The 25,439-nt window shown below is 56.0% G+C and carries 28 protein-coding genes and 2 pseudogenes; 15 read left to right on the top strand and 15 right to left on the bottom strand.

The genetic code is table 11. The features are described from left to right. Window positions 1-3 precede the first annotated feature (3 nt). The 3 genes from phaeop14_RS19935 (at window position 4) to phaeop14_RS18630 (ending at window position 1,724) form a co-directional block, all read left to right on the top strand. Window positions 4-168 (top strand): hypothetical protein, encoded by a 165-nt coding sequence (locus phaeop14_RS19935; RefSeq protein WP_244905859.1) that lies wholly within the window; start codon window positions 4-6, stop codon window positions 166-168. A gap of 507 nt (window positions 169-675) precedes the next feature. Then, window positions 676-918: a hypothetical protein gene (locus phaeop14_RS18635; protein ID WP_096790566.1), complete on the top strand. Its 243-nt coding sequence runs from the start codon at window positions 676-678 to the stop codon at window positions 916-918. Further along, a complete protein-coding gene (locus tag phaeop14_RS18630; RefSeq protein ID WP_096790565.1) occupies window positions 915-1,724 on the top strand; it encodes an N-6 DNA methylase in 810 nt (269 codons plus the stop codon). The genes phaeop14_RS18635 and phaeop14_RS18630 overlap by 4 nt, the downstream gene beginning before the upstream one ends. Window positions 1,725-1,922: 198 nt before the next feature. On the opposite strand, the gene phaeop14_RS18625 is transcribed toward phaeop14_RS18630, so the two are convergent. Both phaeop14_RS18625 and phaeop14_RS18620 read right to left on the bottom strand, forming a co-directional pair. Then, a complete protein-coding gene (locus phaeop14_RS18625) occupies window positions 1,923-2,228 on the bottom strand; it encodes a hypothetical protein (RefSeq protein WP_065267718.1) in 306 nt (101 codons plus the stop codon). Beyond that, on the bottom strand, window positions 2,215-2,877 hold the full coding sequence (locus tag phaeop14_RS18620; RefSeq protein ID WP_096790564.1) for a ParA family protein: 663 nt from the start codon (window positions 2,875-2,877) through the stop codon (window positions 2,215-2,217). The genes phaeop14_RS18625 and phaeop14_RS18620 overlap by 14 nt, the downstream gene beginning before the upstream one ends. A 1,022-nt stretch (window positions 2,878-3,899) precedes the next feature. On the opposite strand from phaeop14_RS18620, the gene phaeop14_RS18615 reads away from it, so the two are divergent. From phaeop14_RS18615 to phaeop14_RS18595, 5 genes are all read left to right on the top strand, one after another. After that, window positions 3,900-4,088, top strand: a complete 189-nt coding sequence (locus phaeop14_RS18615; RefSeq protein WP_065267716.1) for a hypothetical protein — start codon at window positions 3,900-3,902, stop codon at window positions 4,086-4,088. Window positions 4,089-4,526: 438 nt separating this feature from the next. Then, window positions 4,527-4,757: a hypothetical protein gene (locus phaeop14_RS18610; protein WP_096790563.1), complete on the top strand. Its 231-nt coding sequence runs from the start codon at window positions 4,527-4,529 to the stop codon at window positions 4,755-4,757. Next, on the top strand, window positions 4,754-4,942 hold the full coding sequence (locus phaeop14_RS18605) for a hypothetical protein (RefSeq protein ID WP_096790562.1): 189 nt from the start codon (window positions 4,754-4,756) through the stop codon (window positions 4,940-4,942). Before phaeop14_RS18610 ends, phaeop14_RS18605 begins: the two co-directional genes overlap by 4 nt. Further along, entirely contained in the window at window positions 4,939-5,409 is a 471-nt protein-coding gene (locus phaeop14_RS18600; protein WP_096790561.1) for a hypothetical protein, read from the top strand. The genes phaeop14_RS18605 and phaeop14_RS18600 overlap by 4 nt, the downstream gene beginning before the upstream one ends. Before the next feature lie 11 nt (window positions 5,410-5,420). Continuing rightward, window positions 5,421-5,714, top strand: a complete 294-nt coding sequence (locus tag phaeop14_RS18595) for a hypothetical protein (RefSeq protein ID WP_096790560.1) — start codon at window positions 5,421-5,423, stop codon at window positions 5,712-5,714. A gap of 34 nt (window positions 5,715-5,748) precedes the next feature. On the opposite strand, the gene phaeop14_RS19660 is transcribed toward phaeop14_RS18595, so the two are convergent. Then, on the bottom strand, window positions 5,749-6,438 hold the full coding sequence (locus phaeop14_RS19660; protein ID WP_123619069.1) for a helix-turn-helix domain-containing protein: 690 nt from the start codon (window positions 6,436-6,438) through the stop codon (window positions 5,749-5,751). Window positions 6,439-6,718: 280 nt separating this feature from the next. Here phaeop14_RS19660 and phaeop14_RS18585 point away from each other — a divergent pair, with 280 nt between their 5' ends. From phaeop14_RS18585 to phaeop14_RS18565, 5 genes are all read left to right on the top strand, one after another. Continuing rightward, window positions 6,719-6,985, top strand: coding sequence for an antitoxin (locus phaeop14_RS18585; protein WP_065269550.1), 267 nt, complete (start codon window positions 6,719-6,721; stop codon window positions 6,983-6,985). Further along, a complete protein-coding gene (locus phaeop14_RS18580) occupies window positions 6,982-7,374 on the top strand; it encodes a type II toxin-antitoxin system VapC family toxin (protein ID WP_096790558.1) in 393 nt (130 codons plus the stop codon). The genes phaeop14_RS18585 and phaeop14_RS18580 overlap by 4 nt, the downstream gene beginning before the upstream one ends. Then, window positions 7,371-7,886, top strand: coding sequence for a hypothetical protein (locus phaeop14_RS18575; RefSeq protein ID WP_096790557.1), 516 nt, complete (start codon window positions 7,371-7,373; stop codon window positions 7,884-7,886). The genes phaeop14_RS18580 and phaeop14_RS18575 overlap by 4 nt, the downstream gene beginning before the upstream one ends. Window positions 7,887-7,928: 42 nt before the next feature. Continuing rightward, a complete protein-coding gene (locus tag phaeop14_RS20115) occupies window positions 7,929-8,315 on the top strand; it encodes a thermonuclease family protein (protein WP_096790556.1) in 387 nt (128 codons plus the stop codon). An 84-nt stretch (window positions 8,316-8,399) separates the two neighbouring features. Beyond that, window positions 8,400-8,711: an H-NS histone family protein gene (locus phaeop14_RS18565; protein WP_244905857.1), complete on the top strand. Its 312-nt coding sequence runs from the start codon at window positions 8,400-8,402 to the stop codon at window positions 8,709-8,711. A gap of 460 nt (window positions 8,712-9,171) precedes the next feature. On the opposite strand, the gene phaeop14_RS19820 is transcribed toward phaeop14_RS18565, so the two are convergent. From phaeop14_RS19820 to uvrB, 10 genes and pseudogenes are all read right to left on the bottom strand, one after another. Beyond that, window positions 9,172-9,663, bottom strand: a complete 492-nt coding sequence (locus tag phaeop14_RS19820) for a hypothetical protein (RefSeq protein WP_123619068.1) — start codon at window positions 9,661-9,663, stop codon at window positions 9,172-9,174. Further along, complete coding sequence (locus tag phaeop14_RS18555; protein WP_123619067.1) at window positions 9,660-10,448, bottom strand: lysozyme family protein; 789 nt, start codon at window positions 10,446-10,448, stop codon at window positions 9,660-9,662. The genes phaeop14_RS19820 and phaeop14_RS18555 overlap by 4 nt, the downstream gene beginning before the upstream one ends. Before the next feature lie 365 nt (window positions 10,449-10,813). After that, window positions 10,814-11,305, bottom strand: a complete 492-nt coding sequence (locus phaeop14_RS18550) for a hypothetical protein (protein ID WP_096790552.1) — start codon at window positions 11,303-11,305, stop codon at window positions 10,814-10,816. Then, on the bottom strand, window positions 11,302-14,307 hold the full coding sequence (mobF, locus tag phaeop14_RS18545) for a MobF family relaxase (protein WP_096790551.1): 3,006 nt from the start codon (window positions 14,305-14,307) through the stop codon (window positions 11,302-11,304). The genes phaeop14_RS18550 and mobF overlap by 4 nt, the downstream gene beginning before the upstream one ends. Window position 14,308: 1 nt before the next feature. After that, entirely contained in the window at window positions 14,309-16,654 is a 2,346-nt protein-coding gene (locus phaeop14_RS18540) for a type IV secretion system DNA-binding domain-containing protein (protein ID WP_244905856.1), read from the bottom strand. Window positions 16,655-16,816: 162 nt separating this feature from the next. Further along, entirely contained in the window at window positions 16,817-16,999 is a 183-nt protein-coding gene (locus tag phaeop14_RS18535; protein ID WP_123619066.1) for a hypothetical protein, read from the bottom strand. A 424-nt stretch (window positions 17,000-17,423) separates the two neighbouring features. Continuing rightward, a complete protein-coding gene (locus phaeop14_RS18530; RefSeq protein WP_096790549.1) occupies window positions 17,424-17,804 on the bottom strand; it encodes a hypothetical protein in 381 nt (126 codons plus the stop codon). 194 nt (window positions 17,805-17,998) lie between these two features. Further along, window positions 17,999-18,529: a hypothetical protein gene (locus tag phaeop14_RS18525; RefSeq protein WP_096790548.1), complete on the bottom strand. Its 531-nt coding sequence runs from the start codon at window positions 18,527-18,529 to the stop codon at window positions 17,999-18,001. Window positions 18,530-18,627: 98 nt separating this feature from the next. After that, window positions 18,628-19,181, bottom strand: a pseudogene (locus tag phaeop14_RS18520) (IS6 family transposase); the annotation flags it as partial. Window positions 19,182-19,309: 128 nt separating this feature from the next. Beyond that, window positions 19,310-21,286 (bottom strand): excinuclease ABC subunit UvrB, encoded by a 1,977-nt coding sequence (gene uvrB, locus phaeop14_RS18515; RefSeq protein WP_096790547.1) that lies wholly within the window; start codon window positions 21,284-21,286, stop codon window positions 19,310-19,312. Between the two features lie 466 nt (window positions 21,287-21,752). Between uvrB and phaeop14_RS18505 the strand changes: the two are divergent. Further along, a pseudogene (locus phaeop14_RS18505) lies at window positions 21,753-22,262 on the top strand (tyrosine-type recombinase/integrase); the annotation flags it as partial. Between the two features lie 421 nt (window positions 22,263-22,683). On the opposite strand, the gene phaeop14_RS18500 reads toward phaeop14_RS18505, so the two are convergent. Further along, entirely contained in the window at window positions 22,684-23,358 is a 675-nt protein-coding gene (locus phaeop14_RS18500) for an SDR family NAD(P)-dependent oxidoreductase (RefSeq protein WP_096790546.1), read from the bottom strand. A gap of 195 nt (window positions 23,359-23,553) precedes the next feature. Between phaeop14_RS18500 and phaeop14_RS20005 the strand changes: the two genes are divergently transcribed. Next, entirely contained in the window at window positions 23,554-23,688 is a 135-nt protein-coding gene (locus tag phaeop14_RS20005) for a hypothetical protein (RefSeq protein WP_275541820.1), read from the top strand. Window positions 23,689-24,219: 531 nt separating this feature from the next. Here phaeop14_RS20005 and phaeop14_RS18495 read toward each other — a convergent pair. After that, a complete protein-coding gene (locus phaeop14_RS18495) occupies window positions 24,220-25,152 on the bottom strand; it encodes an IS110 family RNA-guided transposase (protein WP_096790545.1) in 933 nt (310 codons plus the stop codon). Window positions 25,153-25,439: the final 287 nt, after the last annotated feature.

Here is a 25,439-nt window from a genome sequence, read left to right as displayed (position 1 = left end):
CATATGGCCAGCGATTTTCACACCAGCAGGAAGGCCGAGGCCGACAGGGTGTTTATTGATCAACATGGACCGGATGCTTCCATTGAGCGTGATGGCGGCGGCTGGATGATTGATCCCCGCGGACGTGTTGGAATTCGCCCTCAGCCGGAACAACTGGCGTTGTTCTGAAGCTGGTTCAAAAGTTCTTCCCAGGGCGCGACCAGGTTCAGGGTTCGCGTATTTGGTTATCATTTTCCTTTGTGGTGAAGGAACCAACTGGCCCCGCCCTTGTGGTGGGGTCATTTTTTCTTGCGGAGATCCCCGTGCTTGCACGGCGATCACATGAGCGGCGGTCATGCCGCGGTAGCGGCATGGCACTTTCCCAATAGTGCCCTGTGGGATTCGGCAGAGCCGAACGCCCCAGGGAGATCCGGGAACCGCCGGTTCCCCCGTCAAGCAGAGCGCTATTCGGACCGGAAGGGGTTTCCCCAACCTCGGTCACGGCTCCGCCGCGCTGCGAGGATGGGTGATCCCCCTCCCCTTCCGGCCCGGCACTCTGCTTGACGGGTCCCTCTCCTGCCCTCGGCCGGGAGCAGGGTTTGCAGGAGAGGGCCGCTTCGCGGTCCTTCCCGCAACCCCTGTCCCTAGTATTCGGCATCCAGATCGAAACGGGACCGCCACACAGGAAAGTGCAAAATGCCGTGTAAAGCCCCGGTCTCTGTTCACTGCGGAAAATGCGGAGGCCAAAACATAAAGGCCGATGCAACAGCAGTATGGTTCAATGAAATTCAAGATTGGGAATTGTCCGCAGTCTTTGACAGCTGTGTCTGTGAAGACTGCGGACAAGAAGTAAAAACTTATGAATTTCCGATCATCGAACCGTCTGCCGAACTGGAAAAAGACCTTAAACAGGCCGCCGCAAATGAGGCAGCGGAATGAACCCGGCGGTAAAGGAATTTGTGCGCCTTCTTAACGATATAGACCGTTCCAAGCACCGAAGAGAGGTTTTCGCTGACTTCTGCGAAATGAGCTATTGCGCGCTGGCTAAGAAATCCAGTCCGTTTCCTGATCAGCGCGAAGCCCTGGAAGCCCAATATATGAGCGTTGTTGCCCGTTACCGAGACAAGGACGATGTGCGCAAAATGCCTGAAATTGTAGGGATCGCCCTTGGTGAAATCGGCAATGGTGGTTGCGATTTTCTGGGCATGGCCGCCGGTGAGCTGGAAGTTCTGGACGCTAGACTTGGCCAGTTTTTTACGCCCTACGAAGTGTCGCGCATGATGGCGGAAATCGCGCTAACCGATGTGGACGAAAAGCTTGCCGAACAGGGATTTATCACCGTTCAGGAACCAGCTGCAGGCGCAGGTGGAATGCTTATGGCGATCGCGGACGTCATCGAAGGCAAGGGTCATAAGCTGGAAACTTCTGTTTGGGTAGAAGCTGTGGAGCTGTCCCGGCCGACTTTCCATATGTGCTATGTCCAATGCGCCGCGCGTGGCCTGGCTGGTAAGATCATTTGCGGCAATAGCCTTTCGCTTGAGGTATTCACCAGCGCCTACACCGCCGCCGCGCCTGTGTTTTTCGCGGCAAATGGAGATCCGTTTGCCAAACAGAAAGAACAGGCACAGCAAGCTGAAGCTGAAGCAGCCCAGCGAGAGCAACAAGCCGAGGCCGAACGGAAAAACCGGCTTGCTACTCTGGGCGACAGTCCAGCTATTTCCGGTCAGCAGCTCACCCTCTTTTGAGGGTGAGTTTCCGAAACAGCTACCTTTTTACCGCCAGTTGGCTGAAGGAAAAGGCGGGCCGTTTCTGATGTCACAGGAGGGAATGGCCTAAAGGCCCTGCCCTCCTGGACTGGCGCCTTCGGCGCCTGAGCCGCTGCGCGGCGAAAAGAAGGCTGCAAAGGTGCCTCATAACAGTTACCTATTATGTGTTATGTCTTATTACCTGCGGCGACCGTCTATTTCTTCCATTGGAGGGATATCAACGCCTCCTGCCCGCAAGCAGTGGTACAAAAACTCTTTCATACCCATGCCCTTAGCCTCGGCTGCATCAATGAATGCCTGTTTGATCGGCTTAGGGACGTTGGAAAATGCGAACTGAACGCGCGGGGCAGTCTTTAGCGATCCGGTCTTAGCTTTAGATGGGCTTGGCAAAGAAGCTGAAAGCTGGCGGAGAATTTCTGCCTCCGCGTCAGGTTTCTCCTCGTGGGTATCATCAAGGCCCAGGTCAACTTTAAGCTTTGCCATCTTTGCCTCCGTAGAAATCGATCAGACCACCCATCTGCATTTCAGCCAACACAGTTTGTGCCGACCTCTTTGCTGAACCCTCGGGTCCTCGGCCTGTGCTCATCATTTCCTTGAAGCCTGTTCGGTGCGCACACATGGCTTTTAGCCTGGGTATCTTAAGGTCATCCAGGGATTCCAAGGTAGCCGCTGTGATATTGGTTGCCGGATCCACGTCCATCATGACGACATAGGCAGGAATGTATTTATCCATCGAGTCCGCCACACTGGTCACATGCCTAAATGTCTTGATTGCACCTTTGGCATCGGTTTCAGTGGCTTTCGAAGGGATCAAGACCAGGCCGGATGCGTTGATCGCATAAACAGCCATAGCCGACTTGAAACCGGCGGTGTCCACGAAAATCGCATCGTAAGCCGGCTCGCTCTTCTTGAGAGCGCGAAGTGTTGGAATTAGCCGTTCGTCGTCTTCCTCAACCGCCCAGTCAACGTCGGTGCTTTCTTTTTTGGCCCAATCCGAAAGGGTATGTTGTGGGTCTGTGTCGATGACGGCCACTTTGGCGCCATCCGCTACCATTAGTGATGCAATTGCTATGAGGAGGGTAGACTTCCCTGCCCCGCCTTTCTCTTGAACAACGCTGATTACTTGGGTCACTGCTCGATCCTCTTTTTGCCTTGTTCACCTATAAGGTGTTAATAGTTATGTGTAAACTGTTATGCGTTGTTGTCTGCTGTGTGCCATTGAGACTATAGCGTGGTGGTCACATGAGACCGCTGATATTGGGCAGGGTCACTCTTTAACGTGCTGTAAACAAATAATATTTTGCAACATTGTGGACCGGGTTTGAGTTAAAGAAAAGGATCAATTAACAGGTAAGAGTTAAGAGTTAATGGTTAATAGTTAAGAGTTAGGAGTTAAGAGTTAGGAGTTAAGAGTTAGGAGTTAGGAGTTAGGAGTTGAGGGGTAAGGGTTATGGGGTATGGGTTCTGCCTTTCCGGATTTGGCACTAGTTTAGCATCGACTTGGTTTCGGGGCGCATCCCGCGTGAACGCGGGACCGCGCTCTATTCCGCGCCGCAGGCGGCGCTCCACCGATCCAACCGTGTGGAACTCCCTGGGGCAATAACACCTCATCTGTCCCAAAGGGCCAGCTGACGCGTTTTGCGCCATGGTCGTTTCCACTCGGCTGTATCGGCCCTTCGGGTGACGATCGCATTGCGCAGGCTGCAAGCAGCCTGGAGAACGGATACCAATAACAGTTCTCTGTTATGTGTTACCTGTTAATGATTGGCCTGCGGCTACCTGCCTGACCGTGTTTTCAGCTGTCCCTAAGTCTGGAAGGCAACCAGGTTACGGTTGAAAAAGGCGCGCTCAAGGTGATCGCGGTGATGTTGCCCTATTCACCGCCGCTGGACTCTCATAATTCTACCGCAGTTCCAGCAAGTCTTGCCTTCAGCCTCCGAGACGCAACTTCAGACCAAAGCCATAAGGATCCTCGCCAATCTGTGTTTCTCAAAGATGAACACTAAGCGGGCAGCCGGGAATGATCGCTTTGCTTCAACTGAAAATTTCCCCTGGGCTTAAGGCCCATTCCTCGCGGATCAAATTTTCAGCTGACATCCCCTTTGAGCCCGCTTCCTCCATGTTCATCGAAACACTCAAAGCGAGGATCACAAAATGCCTTCTCAAACTCTGAACCTTAACGTCAAGGCAAACGAAAAAGACGGCAAGACTTACTGGAACCGCTGCGGTGTTGCCTTCGTCAGCACCGACGAGAAGGGCAACATCACCGCGATCACCGTCAAACACGATATGTTCCCGAACGTGGACATGGTTGCTTTCCCGAAGAAGGATGCCAGCTCCTGAAGTCCAGAATTGGGCGGCTCCGGCCGCCCAATTGTTTGCTACAGGACGGGCATCAGGAACAAGAGATCAGCGAAACCGCTGATCACATAGTTGATCTAGCCAGGGCAGGGGATCGACGGGCTGCGCCCGCTCACCCCGGCCCAGACATTCTCACCGGTAGGGCAGGGGGGATTCGGACAAGCCGAACGCCCCCTGGTTAGGGGGAAGACGCTGCCTTCCCCCTCGGACAAGCGCGCAAGTTCCTCGCCCAAAGGAAAATTTCCCCTGGGCCTTTGGCCCATTCCTCGCGGGACAAATTTTCCTCCGTCCTGCGGTTCGCGCGCTTGTCTCGCCCCCAACCGCTGTTCGCCACGAGGCAGGGATGCAGGGGCAGGCGCCTTCGGCGGCTGTCCTGCATCCAGCCTTGATTTTCTTGCACCAAATATAGGGAGCGCTCAAATGACAACCACCTACCAGCTTGGTTCTTCCCCTGCAGTTCACACCCCCGGCGTTATCGCGTGGGCCATCAACGCCTATTCCTTTGAGGAAAATCGGCAGCGGATGCTTCAGATCGTCAGTGCGACCTTTGCCGACGTCCCGGCCGCCGCCATTGAGCAACTGCTGTCCAAGGCCGTGCCTTACAAGGTCGAAGGCGAAACCGTAGTGTTCAGCGCTGAGGTGTCGGCATGAAGCGCCATTGGGAAACACACCTCTACACCTACGCAGTCGCGCTCTCACAGGGCGCGGCTATTCTGCCGGTCAATCTGGCAGGGATGCGGGCCAAGGCAATTTCCAAAGGCCATACCGAGGGCCAGTGTCAGATCGTTGAAAGAGACCCTATGCGTTTTATCAAGACGGGGGAACTGGCGGCATGAGCGGGCAGAGCTGCAATGGAAGCACCCTTGCGGTGCGGTTCGAGATTCATGCCGGGCGCGAGGTCGCCGTGCCCGGCATCAAGTGGATCCGCGGCAAGGAAAACTTGGGCGAGTGCCAGCGAGCCTACATCGAGGCGCGGGACAAGGCGGGCCTCGGACATTCGCAATTTGGATGCGCCGAGGTCTTTTCTGACAGCGGCGAACACATCGCACACATCAGCTATAACGGTCGCGTCTGGCCTCCAGAACCTTGGACGCCGAACAGCACTCCGCTTGCCGAGGTTCCGCAGCCCAAGTACCAGATTTTCGACAGCATGGACCGGCCCGTCAGCTGCAAATCCGACTGTCAAACGCACCTCTATGAGCAATGGCAAGGGTTGCAGGACGAGGCAGAGGAAGAAAGGAGCCGCCTGACTTACGCAATCGGGAAAATTCTTCCCAACGGCGATGTGACCTTTGAATTCTAGGGAGGCCAGTCATGAGCCAGCTTGATCTCATTCCAATGACCGAGACAGAAAAAGCAATGCCTGGCGCGCAATGGTGGGCCGGGGAATACCAGTGCCGAAACTTCGGGGGATACTACCAGGTCCGCGAGCAGGGCAGGGGGGATTGGCAGTTTGTGATCTACGGCTTCGGGTGCGATGACACGACTGCCAGTATCTACCGGATCGACAGAGACGGCCGCCTTGTTCATGAGGACGTGCCGATAGATGGACATGACCGTCTAACTGTCGCCGGTCGGAAGTATGGCCGGAAAAATTGGCGGCATTAGAACTCGCAACGTCACTTCCTCTCGGACTGAAGGGCTATTGCTTAATCGGCTTGCGCTTCAGCTTCTGTTCATTGTCACGGTAGTAGTAAGGCCAAATTTCCGATTTCGGTTCGCCAAGTCTTTGTGAAATCGCTTCGGCAACACTAGCATTCATTCTGAGCCCCATGGCCGTATCGCGAACTATGCCCGGCGAGAAACCAAGATCACGCCCGATTTCTTTGAAGCTGGAGCCTCGTTGGTGAAGCTCTTCCTTGATCGTTAGGAAGCTCTGAAACATTTTGCGAGACTGGGAAATCTCTTCACGGCGCTCCTTCTTTGAAGTCCTAATCCAATGTTTCTCGTCTCTGCCATCTTGCCAGCCTTCTATGTATTGATCTGGATAGTAGGACAAATTTGGGGGGAGGGTTGCGAAAGAACTACACCGGCCAGCTCCCTTTCCCTTACGGTACTTCATGAGATCACTGGCAACCATCAATCCAAATGGTGGGTTCGGACCTACAGTGGTGGTCTCGATATCTCGCGGGATTCGTTCCGGCCCTCTTTCCTTGGCGGCAAATGGGCCTACCCAATCGGCTTCTTCGTAAACCCCTGGGCATACCCTGCCGTCAATTTTGTGGAGCCGAGGGTAGCGAAAGGACCAATCTGTAGCAAAACGGCCTGTTTGTGGTCTGCGACCAGATGAAAGCTTTCCACAATGCCTGCATCTAAATCGTGTTTGTGTCATTCATCCGTGCCGCTAGTGAGATGTTCAGGGTAGGATCCCTTCCTTCTCTATCAGTGTTTACCCGAGGAGGACACAGAGGTGAATATCGCCCTGATGATCGGTTGAAGCCTGAGACTCCAGCGACATACCAGATTCCTCACCGGGTGGTGCGAACTTTCTAGAGTTTTGGATCTGTCGGTTTGCTGAGAAATGACGATATTTCCACACTCTTAAGAGCGTTGTTGCTTGAGTTCTCTGGCAGTTGGTATATATTATTGGTACATATCAAGAGGGGCGCGCGATGCCAAATACCACTGAACCATCGAGAGCAAAGGTTTTCATGACAGGTCGTTCCCAGGCGGTGCGGCTTCCTAAGGAATTTCGTTTCAGCACCGATGAAGTCCGTATTCGGGCGGAGGGCGGCAAAGTCATCCTGGAGCCGATCGAAGAGGGCTGGGGGTGGCTGAAGGAGCTGCACGAACTCGGGCCTTTGGATCAAGATGCTGTGGATGCAGCAACTGAAGAAGTGCCGCAGCAAGACCGGCCAGGACTGGACGTTTTCGAATGAAGTTCCTGCTCGACACCAATGCTATCATCGCCATCATCGCTGGAAACAGCAATGTCATCGAGCGGCTTTCCGAATTCGCGCCCAGGGACTTTGGCGTCCCGTCTGTTGTGATGCACGAGCTGTATTTCGGCGCTTATAAGAGCCAGAAGGTTGACGCCAACCTTGCACGCATTGAGGCGCTTCGGTTTGAAGTTCTGGATTTCTCAGAAAGCGACGGCAGGGCGGCAGGCGAGATCCGGGCAGAGCTGAAACGGCAGGGCAATCCGATTGGCCCCTATGATGTGCTGATTGCGGGGCAGGCGGTTTCCCGGTCTTTGGTGCTGATCACCCACAACGTCAAAGAGTTTCGCAGAGTCCCGGGCTTGCTGTATGAGGATTGGCAGTCATGAACATGTTGTCTGAAGGATTGAGCCGGACTTGGCGTTCGGCGCAGATGTACATCGGGTTTCACAGGGATCAGTCTGGAAACCAGCGGGAGGCAGCGAAACTGTGGCCGCCCAGAAATGGCAACGCCTCTATTCACCGGGATCCGGCAGAGCAAGAGGCGTTCGTGGTGGTCAAAGCGTCTGACCAAACTGAAAACGGCGACGTGCAAATCAAACTGCGCCCAGATCAAATAGTCCTACGCCGGGATCCAGCTCAAGGATGGCAGGGGATCAAGGTCGATGATTACGAGGTTGCTGTCCAGGTCAACGGCGCGTGGATCCGCATTGCAGCTGATGGGTCTGTTTCTCACACACGGGATGGAGATCTAACAGCCATCGAGGCCGACGGTTCCGTGATCAAAGTGACAGATGACGTCGAAGCGATGATGTCAGGAGACGGGGTGGAGATGTCCAGGCGAACAGCCTCAGACTTCGCGGCGATCCGGACAGACGGGGTGATTTCTAAAGCCCGCTGATCGTACGCACCACTACTGTCTAAATGCTTCCTAGGTCTCAAAATGAAATTCACTTTTCTTGCATTATTCCTTGTCTCGACAACCACCGCCCAGGCGGCACCCTTAAACAGTCAGGACATCTATCTAATCGATGGTGACACCGCCGACGTTGGAAACGATCGGTTCCGGCTTGTGGGTTACGACACCCCAGAAACATACAAGCCGCGGTGCCAGTATGAAAAAGCCCTTGGCGATGAAGCGACACGCCGTGCTCGCCAACTGGTGAGGGATGCCGGAACGGTCGATTTCATAGTGCTTCCTGGCCGGGATAAATATGGGAGGGGGCTTGCCCGTATTTTTCTGCATGGGCACGACCTGGGCAATATTCTGATTTCTGAAGGATTAGCACGCCCATATAGCGGAGGCCGGAGACATAGTTGGTGCAGCTAGTTTTCTGCGTGCAAGGATATTCTGGATTTTTTTTAATCGATAAACTATTCGGTGCGCACCAGAGGCAAAGTTATAGGAATGGCAATGGATTTGAACGCAATGTCGTCTGCCGAATTGAAGCAGTTGCAGACTGATCTGGCAAACGCGATTGAAGCGCGGCAAAAAGAAGATCTGAGGGAGGCGCGTCTGGCGGCGGAAAAGGCCGTAGGTCAATTCGGATTTTCACTGGAGGACGTTTTCCCGTCAGCAGTGAAGAGACTGAAAGGGAAGGCTGTCCCAAAATACAGAAACCCTATGAACCCTGACCAAACTTGGACGGGCAGGGGGCGCAAACCCAAATGGATCAACGAGGTGCTGCAGGGCGGAGCTGACCTTACAGACCTGGAAATCAATTGACGAACTGACCAGGCTCAAGATTTCCTGCTCCTACCAGAAGACAGCAAGAGGCCGAGGTGTTCATAAACACCTTGGCCTTTTCATTTCGAGCTCGGTCTGATGGAGCGGTTTGCTCACAGCCCTTGAAGTCTGCACCGCCCGAGTCGCCCGCAGTGCTCTGGATAGCTCTGCAGGTTGGTCAGGAAGATCGACTGCCAATTGCGGTGTAGCAAGGCCGGTCCAGAAAATTAATCGGAAACGTGTTACAGTCAGAGTCGCCCCGGCTTCCGGCCGAGGCACCCCAAGCTATGGAGGGGCAGCTGACACTACACTGCGCACTCTTTTTTCTGACCGTGTCCTGGGCCTCGATTTTCGGCGTCTGGTCTGGGCTCTTTGTTGCCGTGTATTTTCTCTTCCTGCTCGGGATCAGGTCCGGTGAGTTTTTCCGAACGCTGGACGAATACCTGGTGTGGAAGCGGGGCTAAACAGTTCGTAATCCGACCATCCAGACCATCCACACGAGAGAGCATAGCGCGCCTGTAAGTAAGGCAATGAAACCGACTGCAACAGTTTTTGCCAGCGGTGGGAGTTCACGCAATCTCCCTGCCTTGTCCAGAGACAGAGCAAACGCACCCATAAGTTGGACGGCAGAGAAAAATAGTGCGAGGCTGCACGCAAATCCTACCAGTGGAAGCATGACGTGCCAGAAATTGCTAGCGGTCCTCAGAACGATGAACGCCCCTCGGGAGAGAGTACCAGCCACACAGATCAGAGCTGCGGCCTTCAGGGCATAATCAGCTGTCTGCATGTCCGATTTGACGGCATCATACAAACGCTCTGACGGTGACTTGTCCTGCCGGTCTAGTTCTTTCCATCCTCGCCGCTCCACTCTTCTTAAGGTAGATTTTTTGAAGCCAGCAGCCTGTCTGCTGTGAGCCAAGGACATTGGTGGTTTCACATAGCGGCCGGTCATTGTCCCAGACCTGTCCATCCCGCGGAGAGTGCCCGCGTTCGTGGTGCCTGGGATGCAGCCGCTGTCCAGGCTTTTCCCGTGCCAAAGATCCTTTCCATCTGCTCGCTATAGAATGCCCGCGTGATGGTTGCGCGGTTTCCAGCATACCCATGATAGGCGGACCTGCCGGACACCAGCGGAAGGCCAGCCCAAATGCGCGCCAGGTTGTCCATGAATTTGGAACGTGACATCCGGCCAGCTGCGAACTTCTGATACCCGGCGTCCGAAATCAGAAGCGCGGCCATACGGTTCTGTGTCTCCCGACTGAACCGGGTTCCGTCTGACAGGCCGAGACGTTTCTGCAAGTTAAGCAAAGTCGAAGGTATGATCTGGAAATTCCCGATGGCATGGGGCTGGCCCGGCGTGCGGTCGATCCAGGTGTAGATTTCCGCCAGGGTCATCTGCGAGGGTTTCTTGCCGGGCTTCACCTTGGCACCGTGATGGATCGCGTCGTAGCGTCCGCCGGGAGCTTCAGCAAAGGCGATGAGGGCAAACAGCTGCTCGACATCGGAGCCGGAGGGAAGGCGGAAAGTGGCCGGGGTCGGGCGCTGCTTTCCCGGCCGAGAGCGCTCAAAGGCATCGAGGGCAACCCACTCACTTTCCCTCGTGGCGAAGTTCCAGCCGACCTGGGAGGAAGCCGGAGCCGAGGCCAGACTTTCACGGATTTCAGTGGTCTCTTTCACGTCGAAGCTGCCAGAGCTGGACCAGTCTCCGGCACAGACAGCCGCAGGAGCCAGGAGCGCCATCAGGAGGGCCGAAAGGGCAGTCCGGGGCCTCTGACCGCAGAGAGGAATTGAAGCGCTTTGCGCCGCTCCATATGCGGGCTTTTGGCTCAGCCCTCCCTGATGGGTCGGGCCAGCTACGCCCAATTCGGCCCTTCGGTCCTCATAGAAGGTCCACACCTCACGCAGCAAAGCTGCAATCAGCGCAAGGCGCTGATTTAATTGCCAAAATTGGCATTTTGTCAATTTGATAGTGGCAGCACCTTGTGACGCCCTATTTTTAAGGGCCGAAATTGCCTCTGGCCCGGCTGTGGCCCGGCTCTGGCCCAGCGTGGCCCAGGCCTCGGGCCAGCTCTGGCCCGGCAAAATCGGAGTTGTCCCTATCTCGTTCATCGCTCGATCTCCGCCTCTGCCTCGCGCTCCAAGCCGTCGCTGCCCTGCTGCATTTCACGCCGGATCGCATCCTGGAATGCGGCCTCTTGGCTGGCAAGGTTTGCGTGCTCTTTCTCCAGGACCAGGCTGGTGTCACGCCGCAACGTCTCCACCGCTTCGGTAGCAAATGAGAGGAGCTGTTGCTGGCTCGCGTCCGACTTCGACATGAGGGAGGCGATGAGCAAGCGGATCATCTGCATCTCTTTCATAACTGAGAACCGTAGCGCCGACAGGAGTTCCCCTTGGGCCTCAATCCGGCTTTCTAGCCCTTGCAGTGGGTCGGTTTCTGAAGCTTGATCACCTCGTGCGCAGGCACCGTTCCCGGCCCTTTCCTGCAGGTCCGTGATAGCGCGGTCCAGCGCCTCTTGCCGGTTTTCATTGCTGCCTTCGATCAGGGCGCTTGCGACCGGTCCAAGCCGGACACGGAGGTTCTGCTGTGTCTCACTCATCGTTCGATTTCCTTATCTCGCTGCAGGAGGATTTCTGCCTGCTTTTCAACTTCTTTAATTTTCTCGTCGAAGAGGCCGGGCAGGGTAGGTGTCTCCGGCTCTCTATCCTTGGTCTCTTGTTCCTTCACTGCCTCGGGCTTTTCTTGTGGTTCTTCGCGAGCTTTCTCCTCTTCCTGCTGCCGCGAGCGCGCGCCAGCGAGACGACCGTCAAGCCAGGCATCAAGAGCGGTCTGGCGGATCCCGGTTTCGTTCTCGATGGTCTTGGACAACCGGTCCGGATCTTCCGTCAGCAGCATCGCTTCATCCCGTGCCCGGCTGATTTCCACGTAGAAACTCTTCTGGGTCGCCAGCCTTTCGGTGGAGCGCATCGCCACAATCACCCTGTCTACGGACTCGCCCTGGACCGCGTGCGCGGTGGCTGCGTAGTCGTGTTCCAAGCCGCGAGCTGCGAGGCTGTCAGCGGGAATGGCGATGCGCGATCCCTTCTGCGTTTCGGCCTCGATTACTCCACCGTTGGTTGATTTGATTTCTGCCCGCAAACCGTTCTTGATGCCGCTTTCCGGGTCTGTGATCCGGAACCGAACCTGGTCGCCTTCAGCCATGCCACGGGCCTCGCGCTCATAGGCCACCAGCGCCTTTCCAAGCTCCCGCTGATTGAATTTTGCAGCCAGGGGCAGGGTGGTCCGAACACCGGTTTCCTCATGCTCAATGGTCAGCTTATTGCCCCTGTGATCGGCTTCCCGGACCACATAGAGACCGTTCTTTTTGAGGCCGTATTCTTTGCTTGTCGCCACGGACATGACGACATCGCCGGGGGCGTAGCTGCGGGCGTCGGCAAGCATTGCCTCGGTGAGCTGGCGGTTCAACAGGCCGTTCACTTTGACCTCATCGGAGGCGATGCGGCCTTCCTGCCGGAGGCCTTCGCGCACTGCCTCATTTATTTCAGCGCGGGCCGCGTTGGTGAGGGTGAGGATCCGGGTGCCCTGCCGCTCGGCCGGGGTGAGAGCGAGGAAACTTTCTGCAGCTTCCTGGCGGGGATCATCGACCTTCAGCACATTGTCCTCCAGCCGACCAAAGGCCGATGTGATTTCTCCACGGATCGAGTGGTAGACCGCTGCCTTCAGATCATCGTTCCGCTGGCGGCGGATCTCATCAATGACCGCGGTGCGCATGCCTGCTTTCTGCATCTGTGCGAAGGGCTGACCGGCGGCAACCGCATCAAGCTGCTGGACATCCCCTACAAAGACGACACGCGGGGCGCCGGTGCGCTCCGCGTAGTCCATGAAGCTGCGCATGTCCTGGGCGGACACCATCGAGGCTTCATCGACAACAAGGATGGTCTTGCTATTGTCCACGTCCTGCGGGTGGTGGCGCTCGGCCGTTACCACCTTTGCCAAGGTCTCGGCGCTCCCCAGAACCTTGGTCAGCTCACTCACCGCCTGGTGGCTCGGAGCATAACCCTTGACCTCATACCCGTTATGACCAGCATAGTGTGTCATGCGGGTCAGGGCTTCCTTTGTGCTTTCCAGCATGAAGGTCTTACCGGTACCTGCATAGCCTTGGATTCCGACGTAGCGCCCTTCTCCGGTCAGTGCGGTTTCGATGGAGGCGCGCTGGCCGTCGGTCAGGGAACGGACAACGCTCAGTCTTCGGGCCAATAGGCTGTCTCCGGTGCGCCCTTGTTCTGATGGGAGTTCGAGGCCGCCGGTCTTCTCTGCCTTCCGCCAAGTGGCCAGAATAGAGCGTTCAAGATCTACAGATGCCTTGTCGGTCAAAATCTGACCGTCCTCACCGCTTTCAAACAGCCGACCTGCCTTGATCTGCCGGTTGATTTCCGCGTCTACCGCCTTGAAGTCAGAACGGTAGGCGAAGTGCATTGCCGCCACCGTGAGATCAGCGCGGCTGTAAGCGGATTCCCGTTCGCTGATGTGTTCGACGGCCCGGTTTACGGCCTGCCTGGGGTCAGTCTCCAAACGAGCCACGGCTGCAGCACTGGACAGCATGGCCTTGGCCTTCTCGAACACCCCGGACGGCTGGCCGGGTTCTGCGAGGGGATCGATCGGGCGCTGCTGATCGAGTGGCACCACAGGCTGCGGGGCTGAGTGACCCATCCGGCCAAGGTCCAGCTGATCCCGGCCAAGACCGGCGGCGAGTGCGTCCGCACGCCAGGTTTCCCGTAGCGCATCCCGGTCGATTTCCTTGTGTTTCGCTGCGCGTGTGGCAAGGGCCGCCTTGCTGGCGGTATCGGCAGAGTATTCGGCCCCCTTTTGATCAAGCGCATTCATTATTTCCTGTCGGCGCTTTGAAAAGGCTTCGGTTACCTCCTGAGAAATTTCGGGGATATTCACCTCCCCGTATTTTCCACGCTCTGTGGATATACCAAGATCCGCCATTCTGTTTTCAAAGTCGGAACGGTAGATTTCAGTGATCAGTTTTTGATTTTTGTATATGGCTTCATTCCGGATAGCAGAGTATCCGTCGTTTTCGTTTTTCACCATATTTGCAATCACGGCGTGGCTGTGCAAATTCGGATCAAGCGCACGGGAAGTGTCGTGACGGTAAATTCCCGCTATAATGCCTTCCCCATTTTTCGTGACAATTTCCCCGTCTTGCTGGAAACGGGTTTTAATAAACCGTTCTTCCACCACTGTCATGGCCGCGCGCACCGCGGCGTCATGGGCTCCAATAATGCGTTTGTCGCCAATCACCAGAGCGGCAACGGAGGCCGATTTGGAGGCAGAAAAGGTGAGGTCGAGACCGGGGCGGTGCTGGCGCTCGCCGTTCACGTAGCGGCCCATCAGCTTTCCGTCAGGTGCTTCGCCATCGAGCAGCTGCGCAAAGTGCCTGTCATCGACGTAGCCGGTCAGCCCGTTTTCTTCCGCAGCCTTCCCGAACCAGGTGGCGGCTCTTTCGCCTTCCTCAGTTCCCGCTTTGTAATAACCTTCCTGCTTGTAGTAGCCGCTTGCGGCCGCCCCGGCCGAGACGTTTGAAATCGACATCATGTCAGGAATCCTCCGCGAAGGCAGTTTCAAGGCTCAGAAAAGCTGTTGCGGCATCACCAGCAGGTTCCGCTCGAGGGCGATCCGGCCGTTTCGGTGTTCTCCTGTCAGGCTGGATCTGACCAACTGCAGGATGGGCGCGAACAGAGAGGGGCAGGGCGGGGCTGACGGTTTCGGCCGCCGTAACCGCCGCTGCGGGCGTTTGCGCTTCCGATGCTGGTTCAATCTCTGACTCTGATGATGCAACTGCCGGTTCAGCTTGTGCCGGCGTGGTGCCGGGGTAAGGGAGTGCAGCAGTTTCGCGGGCCTTGGCAGTGCCGTTGCCTGCGAAGCCCGCATAAGGGTCCGGCGGAGCGATCTCTTTCACATCGAGGCCACGCACCCGGGCCGTGGCGAAATGCTGCCAGTACCAGTCCCGTTCCGAGATCTTGGCGGGATCCTCAATTCCCGCCGCGCCTTCGGGGCGCACGCGGTCCAGGAACCGGTTGAATTCAGCCTTCTGATCTTCAGGCTTCAAGGCGGCGAAACCCTCTTCCGGGGCCTCGCCCTCCTTGATCTCCACATTCAACGCCGCAACCTGCATTCCGCCCGCATCGAAGCCGTTGCCTTTATAGGGGACGAACTTCTCCGCCGTGGCCGTGGTCGGCACAGGTTCAATGCGCACCCTGGCGGTGGGGGCGTCATAGGCCGGACGGAAATAGGCCACGAATTGGGGCAATGACTGGATTTCCGCCGGGGTGACAATCGCGCGTTGGGTACGGCGGCCGACAATGCCCACGCCGTCGCGGGTGTCGTGGGCACCGAGGGTGATGTTTTCCTGCTGCTCGATCACATCCTCCTCACCAAGGGAGCGGGAGGAGCGCTGCGCGGTGTTGTAATCCGGAGTGTTGAACACAACCCGGTTGTTCAGAACGCCGGAAATCGTCTCTGCCGCCTTGTCGCCGTAGATGTCTTCCAGCTGGGAAAACACCTGGTAGGCGACGACGAAAGCGCCGCCGAACTGCCGGATCTCCGCAAGGCTCTTGGGAAGGAAGGGCATCTTGTTGAGGGTTGGCACCTCATCCAGGAAGAACCAGACCTTGGGGTCGCGGCTTTCCTCTGTCGTCATCAGCGCGTTGGCTGCCACCTCAAACAGGGTCGAGATGATGTTGCGTGTCGCGGCCGACTTTTCCGCATCGCCGGTCAGGAACACAAAGCCGGGCCGGTCATTCACAACCCAATCGCGGATCGAGAAGGGTTCGGCATCGTCGCGCAGATATTCCAGAAACCGCAGCTCGGTGATCATGTTGGCGCGGATCGAGCCTGAGGTTTTCGCAACATGCTCCCCGAAGAAATGCGCGCCCGGCGTCGAGGCCACAAGCTTGCCCAGCTCCTCGGACGGGATGTTCATGATAGCCTTGCGAAGATCTGCGTTGGTGGTTTTTCCGGCTTTTGCCAGCTCGCGGGCGGTGTACTGGAAGACCAGCCGGGCGGATTGCGTCCAGAAACTGTCCATGGAGCCTTGCTGATCCGGGATCATCACCTCGGCGATCTGCGCGAAACCTTCCAGTGAAGCCACCTCATTGAAAGGCGACCAGCCCACGGAGCGTTCATCGAAGGGGTTGAGGATGATGTCTTTTTCCGGGTCGTAGTGGTCGCGCAGCAAGCCGCCCATCTTGTCATAGATGATGGCCCTGCCGTCAGCGGCCCGGATGGTGTTCAGCAGCTCGTGCATGAGGTTCGACTTGCCGGTGCCGACGGTGCCGGTGATGCCGATCTGCGCCTCTACGGCATTCGGCGGAAACTCGATCCCGGCCAGCGTGTAGCGGGGGCCTTTCTTGGTGCCCTTTCCAAAGCGTTTCTCGTATTCGCGCCATTTCCGCTTTGACCAGGCTTTCAGTTCCTTGGCTGTGACCAGGCGCGCGCCCCGGATATGTTCCTCCTCTTTCAAGGACCGGCCGACCATGCCGAAGATGGCAAAAACGAAGGCGAAGGCCGCTGCCGCAGGCAGCAGCGAGAAATAGAGGAAGCGCCAGGCATTGGCGGCGTAAAGATCGTAGATCTCGCGCAGGCCGGGGTCTGCATAGATCTGGCCTGCGGTGCGTGTCACGCGCTTTCCGTCGAGATCCATGTAGTGCAGTTCCCGCAGTTCAGTGCCGCGCTGTTCGACATTGAACTCTGCAATCCAGTAGATGCCGGTGATGCGCACCTTATCCATTTCGTAATTCTGAGCGACCAGGACCAGAAATGTGATGGTGAACGCCGCAGCAGCTACCGAGGTGCTGTACTTGAACACCTGAGTTGCCATGCGGGTCCAGTGTTGTGTCGTCTGGCCGCCTCTGACAAGCTGGGTATGTCCTTTGTTGCCCATGACGAATCCCTCGTTCCTTTTGCAACGCGAGCAGTCCGACAACAGCTCGGGACACCCGCGGCACTTCGCTAGTTGTTGTTTCCAAACGGCAATAGCCGGGGTGCCGCGGCCCGGATGTCTCCTGGGCCGCGCTGTTTTCATTCATTGAGAAGATCGCTGTGGTCAGCTGGGCGGATAGTAGGGGCTGGCTGGACCGAACCTCACGCCGTCTTCCTCGAAGAAACCAAGACTGCCGGCCACCCACGCCCGATGAAACTCGGAACGCGCCGTCAGCCTGCGCAGGCAGCGAGGCATGATCCATTCGCCATATCCAGCCAGGTAGAACCATTGGCAGATGGTGTTCATGCCGTCTTCCTTCATGTTCTTTTGAGTGTTTCGTCGTTTTCCAAAAGCCCGATTACGCAAAAAAGTCTGCCTGCCTGACCTGAATTCCACCGCTATGCGGGCGGCTGGCTGATGCAGTATTACCGGCAGACAGCGGTCTCCACGCCATTGGCCAGCGCCGGTTCCCGGCTTTGCGCAGGGGCGAATTCCTTGTTCCTTTCATAGTCTCAGATGCGCGAAAAATACCCGCTGGTCCGGCGCCGCAGGATCTCGCCCGTACCGAGCGAAATTCAGAATGTTCGTGATACTTGGGAAACCCGGCGCGTGCCTGGACATGCACACGCCCATGCACCGCGCAGACTGTTCCGGCGGGGAGGTTGCGGCACTGATTTGGTGCTTTTTTTCGACGTCAGCTGCAGGAAGCAGCGGCCGCGCCGCGCCGTGGCTAGCTTTCCGCCGCTGTTCTGTTTTCGCCGGTTGTGCTGTGTTCAGCCTTGCCGTCAGGGCCGACCATCCAGGTAGAAATGGTTTGATCCTCCGGGTTGAAGACCAGCATTGAACCGTCGCCGTATTCCAGGTGATGCTTTTTGAGAATACCGGGCCAGAGGTTGATCTGGCGTTCCTCAACAAAACCGCTCGGTCTGGCATTGGACGGGACCAGAACGTGCTCCTGGCCGTCCACAATGTAAATACAATTGTACGCCGGAGCACCGCTGTTCACCCCTGATTTTACCAGGTCATACCGAACTTGAAAAACCTGTCCCGCTTTCTTCCAGCTGCAAACGCCAGCGATCGTGACCAAGGATTTGTAACGTTCTATCGGCATGTGTCGTCCCCTGTTGGCGACGACTTCCTAGCAAGATGATTGATTGACGAGAAGCCATGGCATCCCATATTCGATGTGTGACACGAATTTTAAATTCGTGTCAATGGCGGAATTTGTTCGCGCTTGTCATTCGAGCCAAACAGCGTCCGGGTTGAACGTTACCTTTGTTAAACTTAGGTCCGGTTCCGTTGAGTTCAGCGGCGGGGCGGATTTCTCCGTGGAGGCTGACGCGTAACGGCACCGAAACCCGTGTTCAGACAGCCGGCCGGATGGCAGGCACGCCAATCGAATGGAAAATACCGGGGCAGGGCGAAGCGGAGACGCGGCCGGCATCCGTACAAGCGATCGCGGTCTCGTCTGCGATCACATTCTAAGTTAGGCAGGAAGGGCTGGAGGAAGGCAACCGGCGAGATCTTCGGCTGCCATTTGCCAAGCGGGTCGGCGCGCATTGGAAACAGCGAGTACGCAACCACCGAGCACTCGAAACCGAAAGCCCGAACCTGCCGATAGAGCCCGTACCCTGTCGGCCCGGCTTCATAGCAAACAGCCACGGTTGCCGCGCGTTTGGCGATCTTTCTCAGCAGGATGTGAACGGACACCAGTGCATTCTCAAAGGTGCTCCAGGACACGACCTCGCCGCCTGGGGCCCAATCTGCAACCGCTACTGCAAGCTTGTCCTTGGAAACGTCGATACCGACGTATGTCACCGAAAGTTCGTGAGTCACGCCAATTCTCCATCGCAAAAGGCGACATGTGCCGCCTTGCGATCAAGTTAATGGTAATGCCCACAAGTGACGTTGCTCCCAAGACATGCGGTCTTACATTTGAACCGCGCCATCACATTCTCGCGCTGTCGTGTTGGCCTGTGCGACCTTCGGTCCTGTTGTTCAAGCCCTCATGCGCGCGATGATCTGCGTGCGGTGCAAGGTCCCGGATCGGCTTGAAATAGCTGCGTAATTTTCCGTGATCGCGACGCGAGTTTCACCGAAAAAGTTGATCAGCCTTCCCAGAAAACGCCTTGCAGCTTTGGCGTTCCGCTGTGGCTGAACGAGAATGTCCAGAACGTCGCCGCTCGCATCGACCGCCCGCCAGAGCCAGTATGTCTTGCCGTTGATCGGAATAACGACCTCATCCATGTGCCATTTGTCGACCGCGACCGGTTTGTCGAACCTGATGCAATCGGCGAAGTGGACCCCCAAACGGTTCACCTATTTCCGGATCGTTTCCCGGCTGACCGTGACACCCCGAGCGGCGAGAAGTTCCTCGACGTCTGCCGTGCTGGACGCGAAGCGGTGGTAGACCCAGACCGCATATACGACGACCTCACGAGGAAAACGGTAGCCTTTTCAAGCGCGGCATGGCGGAAAAAATAGTCATACCCGACGCCTAAACTATTCGCGGCTCGGCAAACAAGTTGGCATTGCCCGTCCAAGCCTTACGCGGTCTGAACGCGAAACGAAAACCTGAGATAGCAAGCCCGACGATGCAGGCGAATGATCTAAGTATCAAAGGTATATGAACTGCCGGTACATGCCGTCCAACCTCTCGCGAATTTCCTCGACGCGTTTTTCGTCGTTGGCATCCGCAGCCGCCAGAAGTAGATGCTCCTCTTCGGTGATGCGATTGCATAGCTCGACAAGGTTTGTGCAGAAATCACTCGAATGCACAAACGCTTCATTTTCATTTTTCGCCTCTGAGTTCAATTTGCGGGCAGAAGATTTCGGCGTGACGTGATGCTCCGCATTGTGGGTGATCTGGCGCTGCCTGCGGCTGCTGGTTTCGTCAATTGCATGTTGCATTGCGGGTGTGATCCGGTTCGCATACATGATCGCCTTCCCGTTGACATTTCGGGCCACGCGTCCGATCATCTGAGTTAGTGCGTTCGCAGAGCGAAGAAACCCTGCATGATCCGCATCAAGAACGGCGATTAATGCTGCTTCGGGAATGTCCAGTCCTTCCCGCAACAGGCTGATGCCAATCAGTATATCGAATTCTCCTGCGCGCAACCCATCTAGTATTTCGATTCGGTCGTTGGTCTTTATGTCAGAGTGCAGATAGCGCACTCGTAAGCCCTTGCCTGCGATGAATTCGTGAAGCTTTTCGGCTGCGGCCTTCGTGAGTGTGGTAATCAGAACACGATTGTTTGCGTCCACGCAGGTCTGAATCTCGCCGAGAAGATCGACCATGGAACCGGCCGACGGCCGCACCTCGACGATTGGGTCCAGTAAGCCCGTGGGCCTCACGACCTGATCGACAACCCGGCCATCAGAGACCTTCAATTCGTAGTTGCCAGGTGTAGCGGACACGAAGATCGTCTGCGGTTTGATTGCTTCGAACTCGGCAAAGCTAAGTGGGTGGTTATACTTCGATGAGGGTAGTCGAAACCCGTAGTCGATCAACGTGTCCTTCCGGGACTGATCGCCTCGGAACATGGCCGATATTTGCGGGATCATGATGTGCGATTCATCGACGAACAGGAGTCCGTCTTTTGGCAGATAATCAAGGAGTGTCGTCGGGGGCAACTCGGGGGCACGCCCGCTGAAGTAGCTAGCGTAGTTTTCCATTCCTGAGCAGTAGCCGACACGTCGTAGCATATCGACGTCATGGGTGACGCGCTCATAGAGGCGATCAGCCTCGACAAGTCGATTTTGAAGGTTCAGTTCGGCAACGCGTTCATCCAATTCTCTCATGATCTGGTCAGCGGCGACTTCTGCTTGATTGTCCGATGGTGCAAAGAGTGTCTTCGGCGACACCAAATATTCGCTGATGCCGCCATTATGATTGCCGGTTGCGGAGTCGATCAGCTGCAACGAACCGATCTTCCCAGAAGCCAAAACGACTTGTACGGCGTCGTGCTCGGAATCGGCAGGAAATATGTCGATGACATTATCGTTGATTCTGTAGGTGCCCCGTTTCAGGCTGCCCTCGGTTTGGCTATATTGCAAGCGGTCCAGCCGTTGCAGAAGATCATCTTTTTCTAGCTTTATACCATGAGCGAGCGGAATCTGGAGAGCCCGATAATCGTTCGGATCTCCAAGCCCGTATATCGAAGACACCGACGCGATTACGATTGTATCGCGGCGTTCGATAAGGGATTTGGTGGTCGAAAGACGCAATCTTTCCAGGTGATCGTTGATAGAGGAGTCTTTCGGAATGTAGCGGTCGCTGCCGGGCAGGTACATTTCCGGCTGAAAATAATCGTAATAGGAAACGAAAAACTCGACGGCATTTTCCGGAAAGAACTGTTTCATCTCATCATAAAGTTGAGCTGTCAGCGTTTTGTTTGGTGCAAGGATCAGCGTGGGGCGATTCAAGCGATGGATGATGTTCGCCATGGTGAAGGTCTTGCCAGATCCCGTGATGCCCTTGAGTGTCTGGTGCGTTGCACCGGTTTCGATGCCCGAGACAAGTCTAGCGATGGCCTCGGGTTGATCACCAGCCGGGGTGTTACGAGAATGCAGAATAAATACGCCGGACGACATGTCAGTTTCTCCCAGTTTCATATGGATGCTAGCGCGTCGCAGGCTATGCTGCCATAGAGAATGAGGCCACCTACCTTTCTAGCGGCATTGGGGATCCCTTCTCCGCAAAAATCGCATTCGGCCTCTACCTCCCCTGAAGGCAATCCAGAGCGTACTGCCGAAACGGCATCCGAGATCGTCGCGTCGGTCTGGTCTTGAACAGCGCTGTCTGGTGCCCAACCACAGGCTATTTGTTCTGATCCTTTGAAATGAAATATAAGACCGTGTTTTCGATTGCATTTGCCCGCGGATCACACGGTGTCACCGGTTTATACTGGCGGGCAGTATGAAGATGTTCGGCAGGAAGGCGGTTGCAAGGGTCATGTGCTGCCCGACGGATTTGCAGCGTCGATGCCGGATGATGAACTGCAAGAATAGAACGGCAACGACTGCTACTTCAGTCGTCTGAGGAAAAAACGTGACAGGTCCACTCGACCTGTGCCCCAATATGATCCGGTTTGATAGCCCAAGTTGCGTGCGGCTGATAGGCAAGGGACGCAAGGAACGCATTTGTCCGCTTTGGCCGGAAACCGTGCTGTTTTTGAAAAAGCTGTTGGAGCGAAAACCGCGAGCACCAGACCAACGGCTGTTCGTGAACCGCTGTGGCTAGCCGCTCAGCGCCTCGGGCGTCCGGTTCAAGCTTGCGGGCTATGTGAAAGCGGCGGCCGGAACCAAGCCATCGCTGCACGCCAAACACGTGACGCCGCACAGCTTCCGCCACGCCACCAAGGTGCATCTTGTCTCGGCTGGTGTCGACGTCACGGTCATCTGCAGCAGGCTTGGCCGCGTGAGCCACGCCACCACCAACCATTACGCGAAGGCGAACCTGGAAACGAAGCGAAAGGCACTGGAACAGGTCAGTCTTCCGGCAACGGCAGTTCATCCTACGTCATGGAAACGGGATGCGAGCCTGCTCGCCTGGCTCGACACGCTCTGAAATAATGCGGAGGAATGTAGGGCGAAAACGCCGGTAAGCAGCAGGCCTGCGCACGTTCCTCCGCATTATGGCCACCTGATGAGAAATTGAGTTGGGCTAACCTGCTCCGCCACGGCGGAGCGGCAGAGATGTCATGTATTCAATGGGAGCCACATCTGCGCGAAAATGGGACGGCTGTTGTAAGCCCATTCCATCGGACAGAGGAGTTCATCATGACCCGACTTCTACAACCGCAAACGCCCCCATTCCGCACTTGGCGGCAGACCGCCAGCCGTGACCTATTGGCTGCGAAAAGAAGAAACCCAACCCGATCAGCAGGAGCAGAGAGTAGCTTAAATTACGCCATAACCTGTCCAAACATTGGGGAGTAGCTCAGTGAAGTCAAACTGTCGTGCCTCAAGAAAATTGAGGCGCGTAGCTGCTACTCTGCATAGATCATTTTCTTTGTCATGCCACCGTCGACAACTAGAGTTTCACCCGTAACAAATCCAGCGGAGGCCAAATAGATCACGGCTTCGGCAATATCTGCGGGTCGACCTACGCGCCCAACAGGATGCTGCGCGTTGTCCACATTCCGCAGATCTGTTTCACCTGTAATCCAACCAGGGGCAATCGTATTGATGCGAATCTTAGGTCCGAGTTGAACTGCGAGCGCCTGTGCCAGAGCAAGCATCCCCCCCTTTGCTGCGGCATAAGAGAAGTCAATGCCTTCTGACATCAGAGCGCGTGTTGACGCCATCATGATGATGGATCCGCCATCACGCAACAGAGGTTGTGCCGCGCGCGACATCATAAAGGCGCCAGTCAAGTGGCTACCTATTGTGCTATTCCATTGATCAAGCGTGGCCTCACCAAGTTGCGAAAAAGTCTCGAATACAAGCCCACCATTGTTGACGAGAAGGTCAAGGTGATCCCAGTTGAGTTCATTAAACGCTTCTTTGACAGATTCTTCATTTGATAGATCGCAATAGATTTGCACCCCAAGGCCATCTTTTTTCAGGTCGAATGAAGCAACCTCCCATCCATCACGCAGCAAATGTGCACAAATCTCCCGACCAATCAATCCAGATCCACCGGTAACGATTGCACGTTTCATTAGATTCCCTTTCTTCTGTTAGGGGTAAATTTTATTCAGCTTGCACCATCCACGACAGAGCGTTGAACATCATGACTTGTGAGCGATTAAATGTTTGAAAGTTATCCAGATTAATTTGGTGTGGTGGATGCCCCCACCCGACGGCATCGAGTGTGCCATAACGGTTTCGTAGGAAACAATGTGAGGGAGGCATCCATGTCAGAGATTAGCATATTGGGAATTGATCTTGCCAAGGGCAGTTTCCAGGTTTGCGGTGTCCGAACTGACGGCGCGATCATGTTCAACAAGTCGATATCGCGGCTGCGGCATTATCAGCTGCTGGCAAAGTAGCTGCCCTGCGTGGTGGCGATGGCGGCTTGTGCCACATCGCATCATTGAGGCCGGGTCGCTCAGTCCCATGGCCATGAAGCGCGTTTTATTCCGGCAGCCTACGTGAAGCTGTTCGTGAAGTAGTGGAGAGGTGGTCATTACTTTACTAGGAATAACCCGCTCTGCCAAGCCCCGCACGCGCCAGCCCTTTGAACACCCATTGCGACAGCGGACCGGCTTCCAAGCCAACCCGTCCTAAATGTACCTCGATGCTACTCAAGGCTGGAGGGAGGTCCTCGGGGTGGCTCACAATCTTCATTTCTGAGCAGACTTGGCCGTCGCCGACGAAAGCCAAATGACGGTTTCTCTTACTTATACACCCAGTCCGGCATAATGCTTCATGCTGCGTCTCCTTCCCTGATGCTTGTTGCTGCTTCACACTGGCCACGTTTTATCATCAGCTCGAGACGCAGCACCTACCTAAGATCGAGGCTGGAAGTGGGGCGCAAGCCGTATACTCCATCTGACCCTCAGGAGGAGTATCCGTCTTGGTCAAGGCCGAGCTTTGGTCCACATTCGATTGCTGCGTAGCAAGGCGTTTGCCATGACCAGCAGCTTCCGCATGATGGCGGTCAGCGCGACCTTTTTCTCTTTTCCAGCTTCGATGAGCTGATTGTACTTTCTTGTCATATCCGGGTTCACACGTGTGGCAACGAGGGCCGGCATGTACAGAGCTTTGCGCAGTTGTGCCCGACCGCCCTGGATCCTTTCTTTTCCCTGCCATTTCCCGGAACTCTGCGAGACCGGTGCAAGCCCAGCCAGGCTGGCGGCCTGCTTGTTGTCCATGCCCCCGATCTCAGGCATGTCGATCAAAAGCGTAATGGCCGTCAGCTGACCGATCCCCGGTATACTGGCAAGAATTGCGACCTTCCGAGCGAATGTCATATCCCGGCCAGACAAGTTGCGCAGGGCGTCGTCAATCTGATCGATGTCTTTGACGATCTGCTTCAATCGGCGCTTTAGGATCGTTTGAACAGAACCTACAGATGCTGTCGCCAATCGAGTTCGTGCAGCGGTTTGATTTTTGATGAGCGCCCGCCTTGCTGCGAGTAACTCCCGCATATCGTGCAATTCCGGGGTTGCTGGCGTTTGCGGCGATAAATCGAGGACAGCCCCCATTTTGGCGAGCATCGCGGCATCGACGCGATCCGTCTTGGCCAGCTTTCCGATTGCTTGTGCAAAGCGTCGCGCTTGTTTGGGGTTAACTTTGGCAAATGGCACTGATGCACCGGCCAAATCTAGCTCCAATCCACGATGATAAGCACCAGTTGCTTCAAAGACGACGAGCGATACCTTGTCTCCAATCCACCGCAAGAGTGCGCGGCGACCCTTACTGTCATTCTGGAACTGCGCATGAGCGCCGTCGTCCGTCCTATGCGCATCCAGCGTCTCTTTGGAGACGTCTATCCCAATGCTCTTCGTCATAGCTCTTTCCCACCTCTTCTTGTCATTCAGGCCCCCGCGTAAAACGGTGCCTCAGTATCCGTTCAGGCCAGTAAAAAGCGCGGGGGCGATCCTACTCCTCCACGGTTCTTCAAAACCCAGAGGGAACCGATCCGACCCCCGCTATCCCCCGGCATAAATGCCGTGCCGGGGGATAGCTCTGATGTGCCACATGTCATCAAAATCTCTAAGACAAGAGGGAAAATATCCATTCCAAGGTGACGCGGTTGCTGAGACCACTTCGCTACAGTCACAATAGGTCACGCTAG

Source organism: Phaeobacter piscinae (genome assembly GCF_002407245.1).
In the GTDB taxonomy this organism is placed as follows: domain Bacteria; phylum Pseudomonadota; class Alphaproteobacteria; order Rhodobacterales; family Rhodobacteraceae; genus Phaeobacter; species Phaeobacter piscinae.
This window is presented reverse-complemented; position numbering and strand designations above follow the sequence as displayed.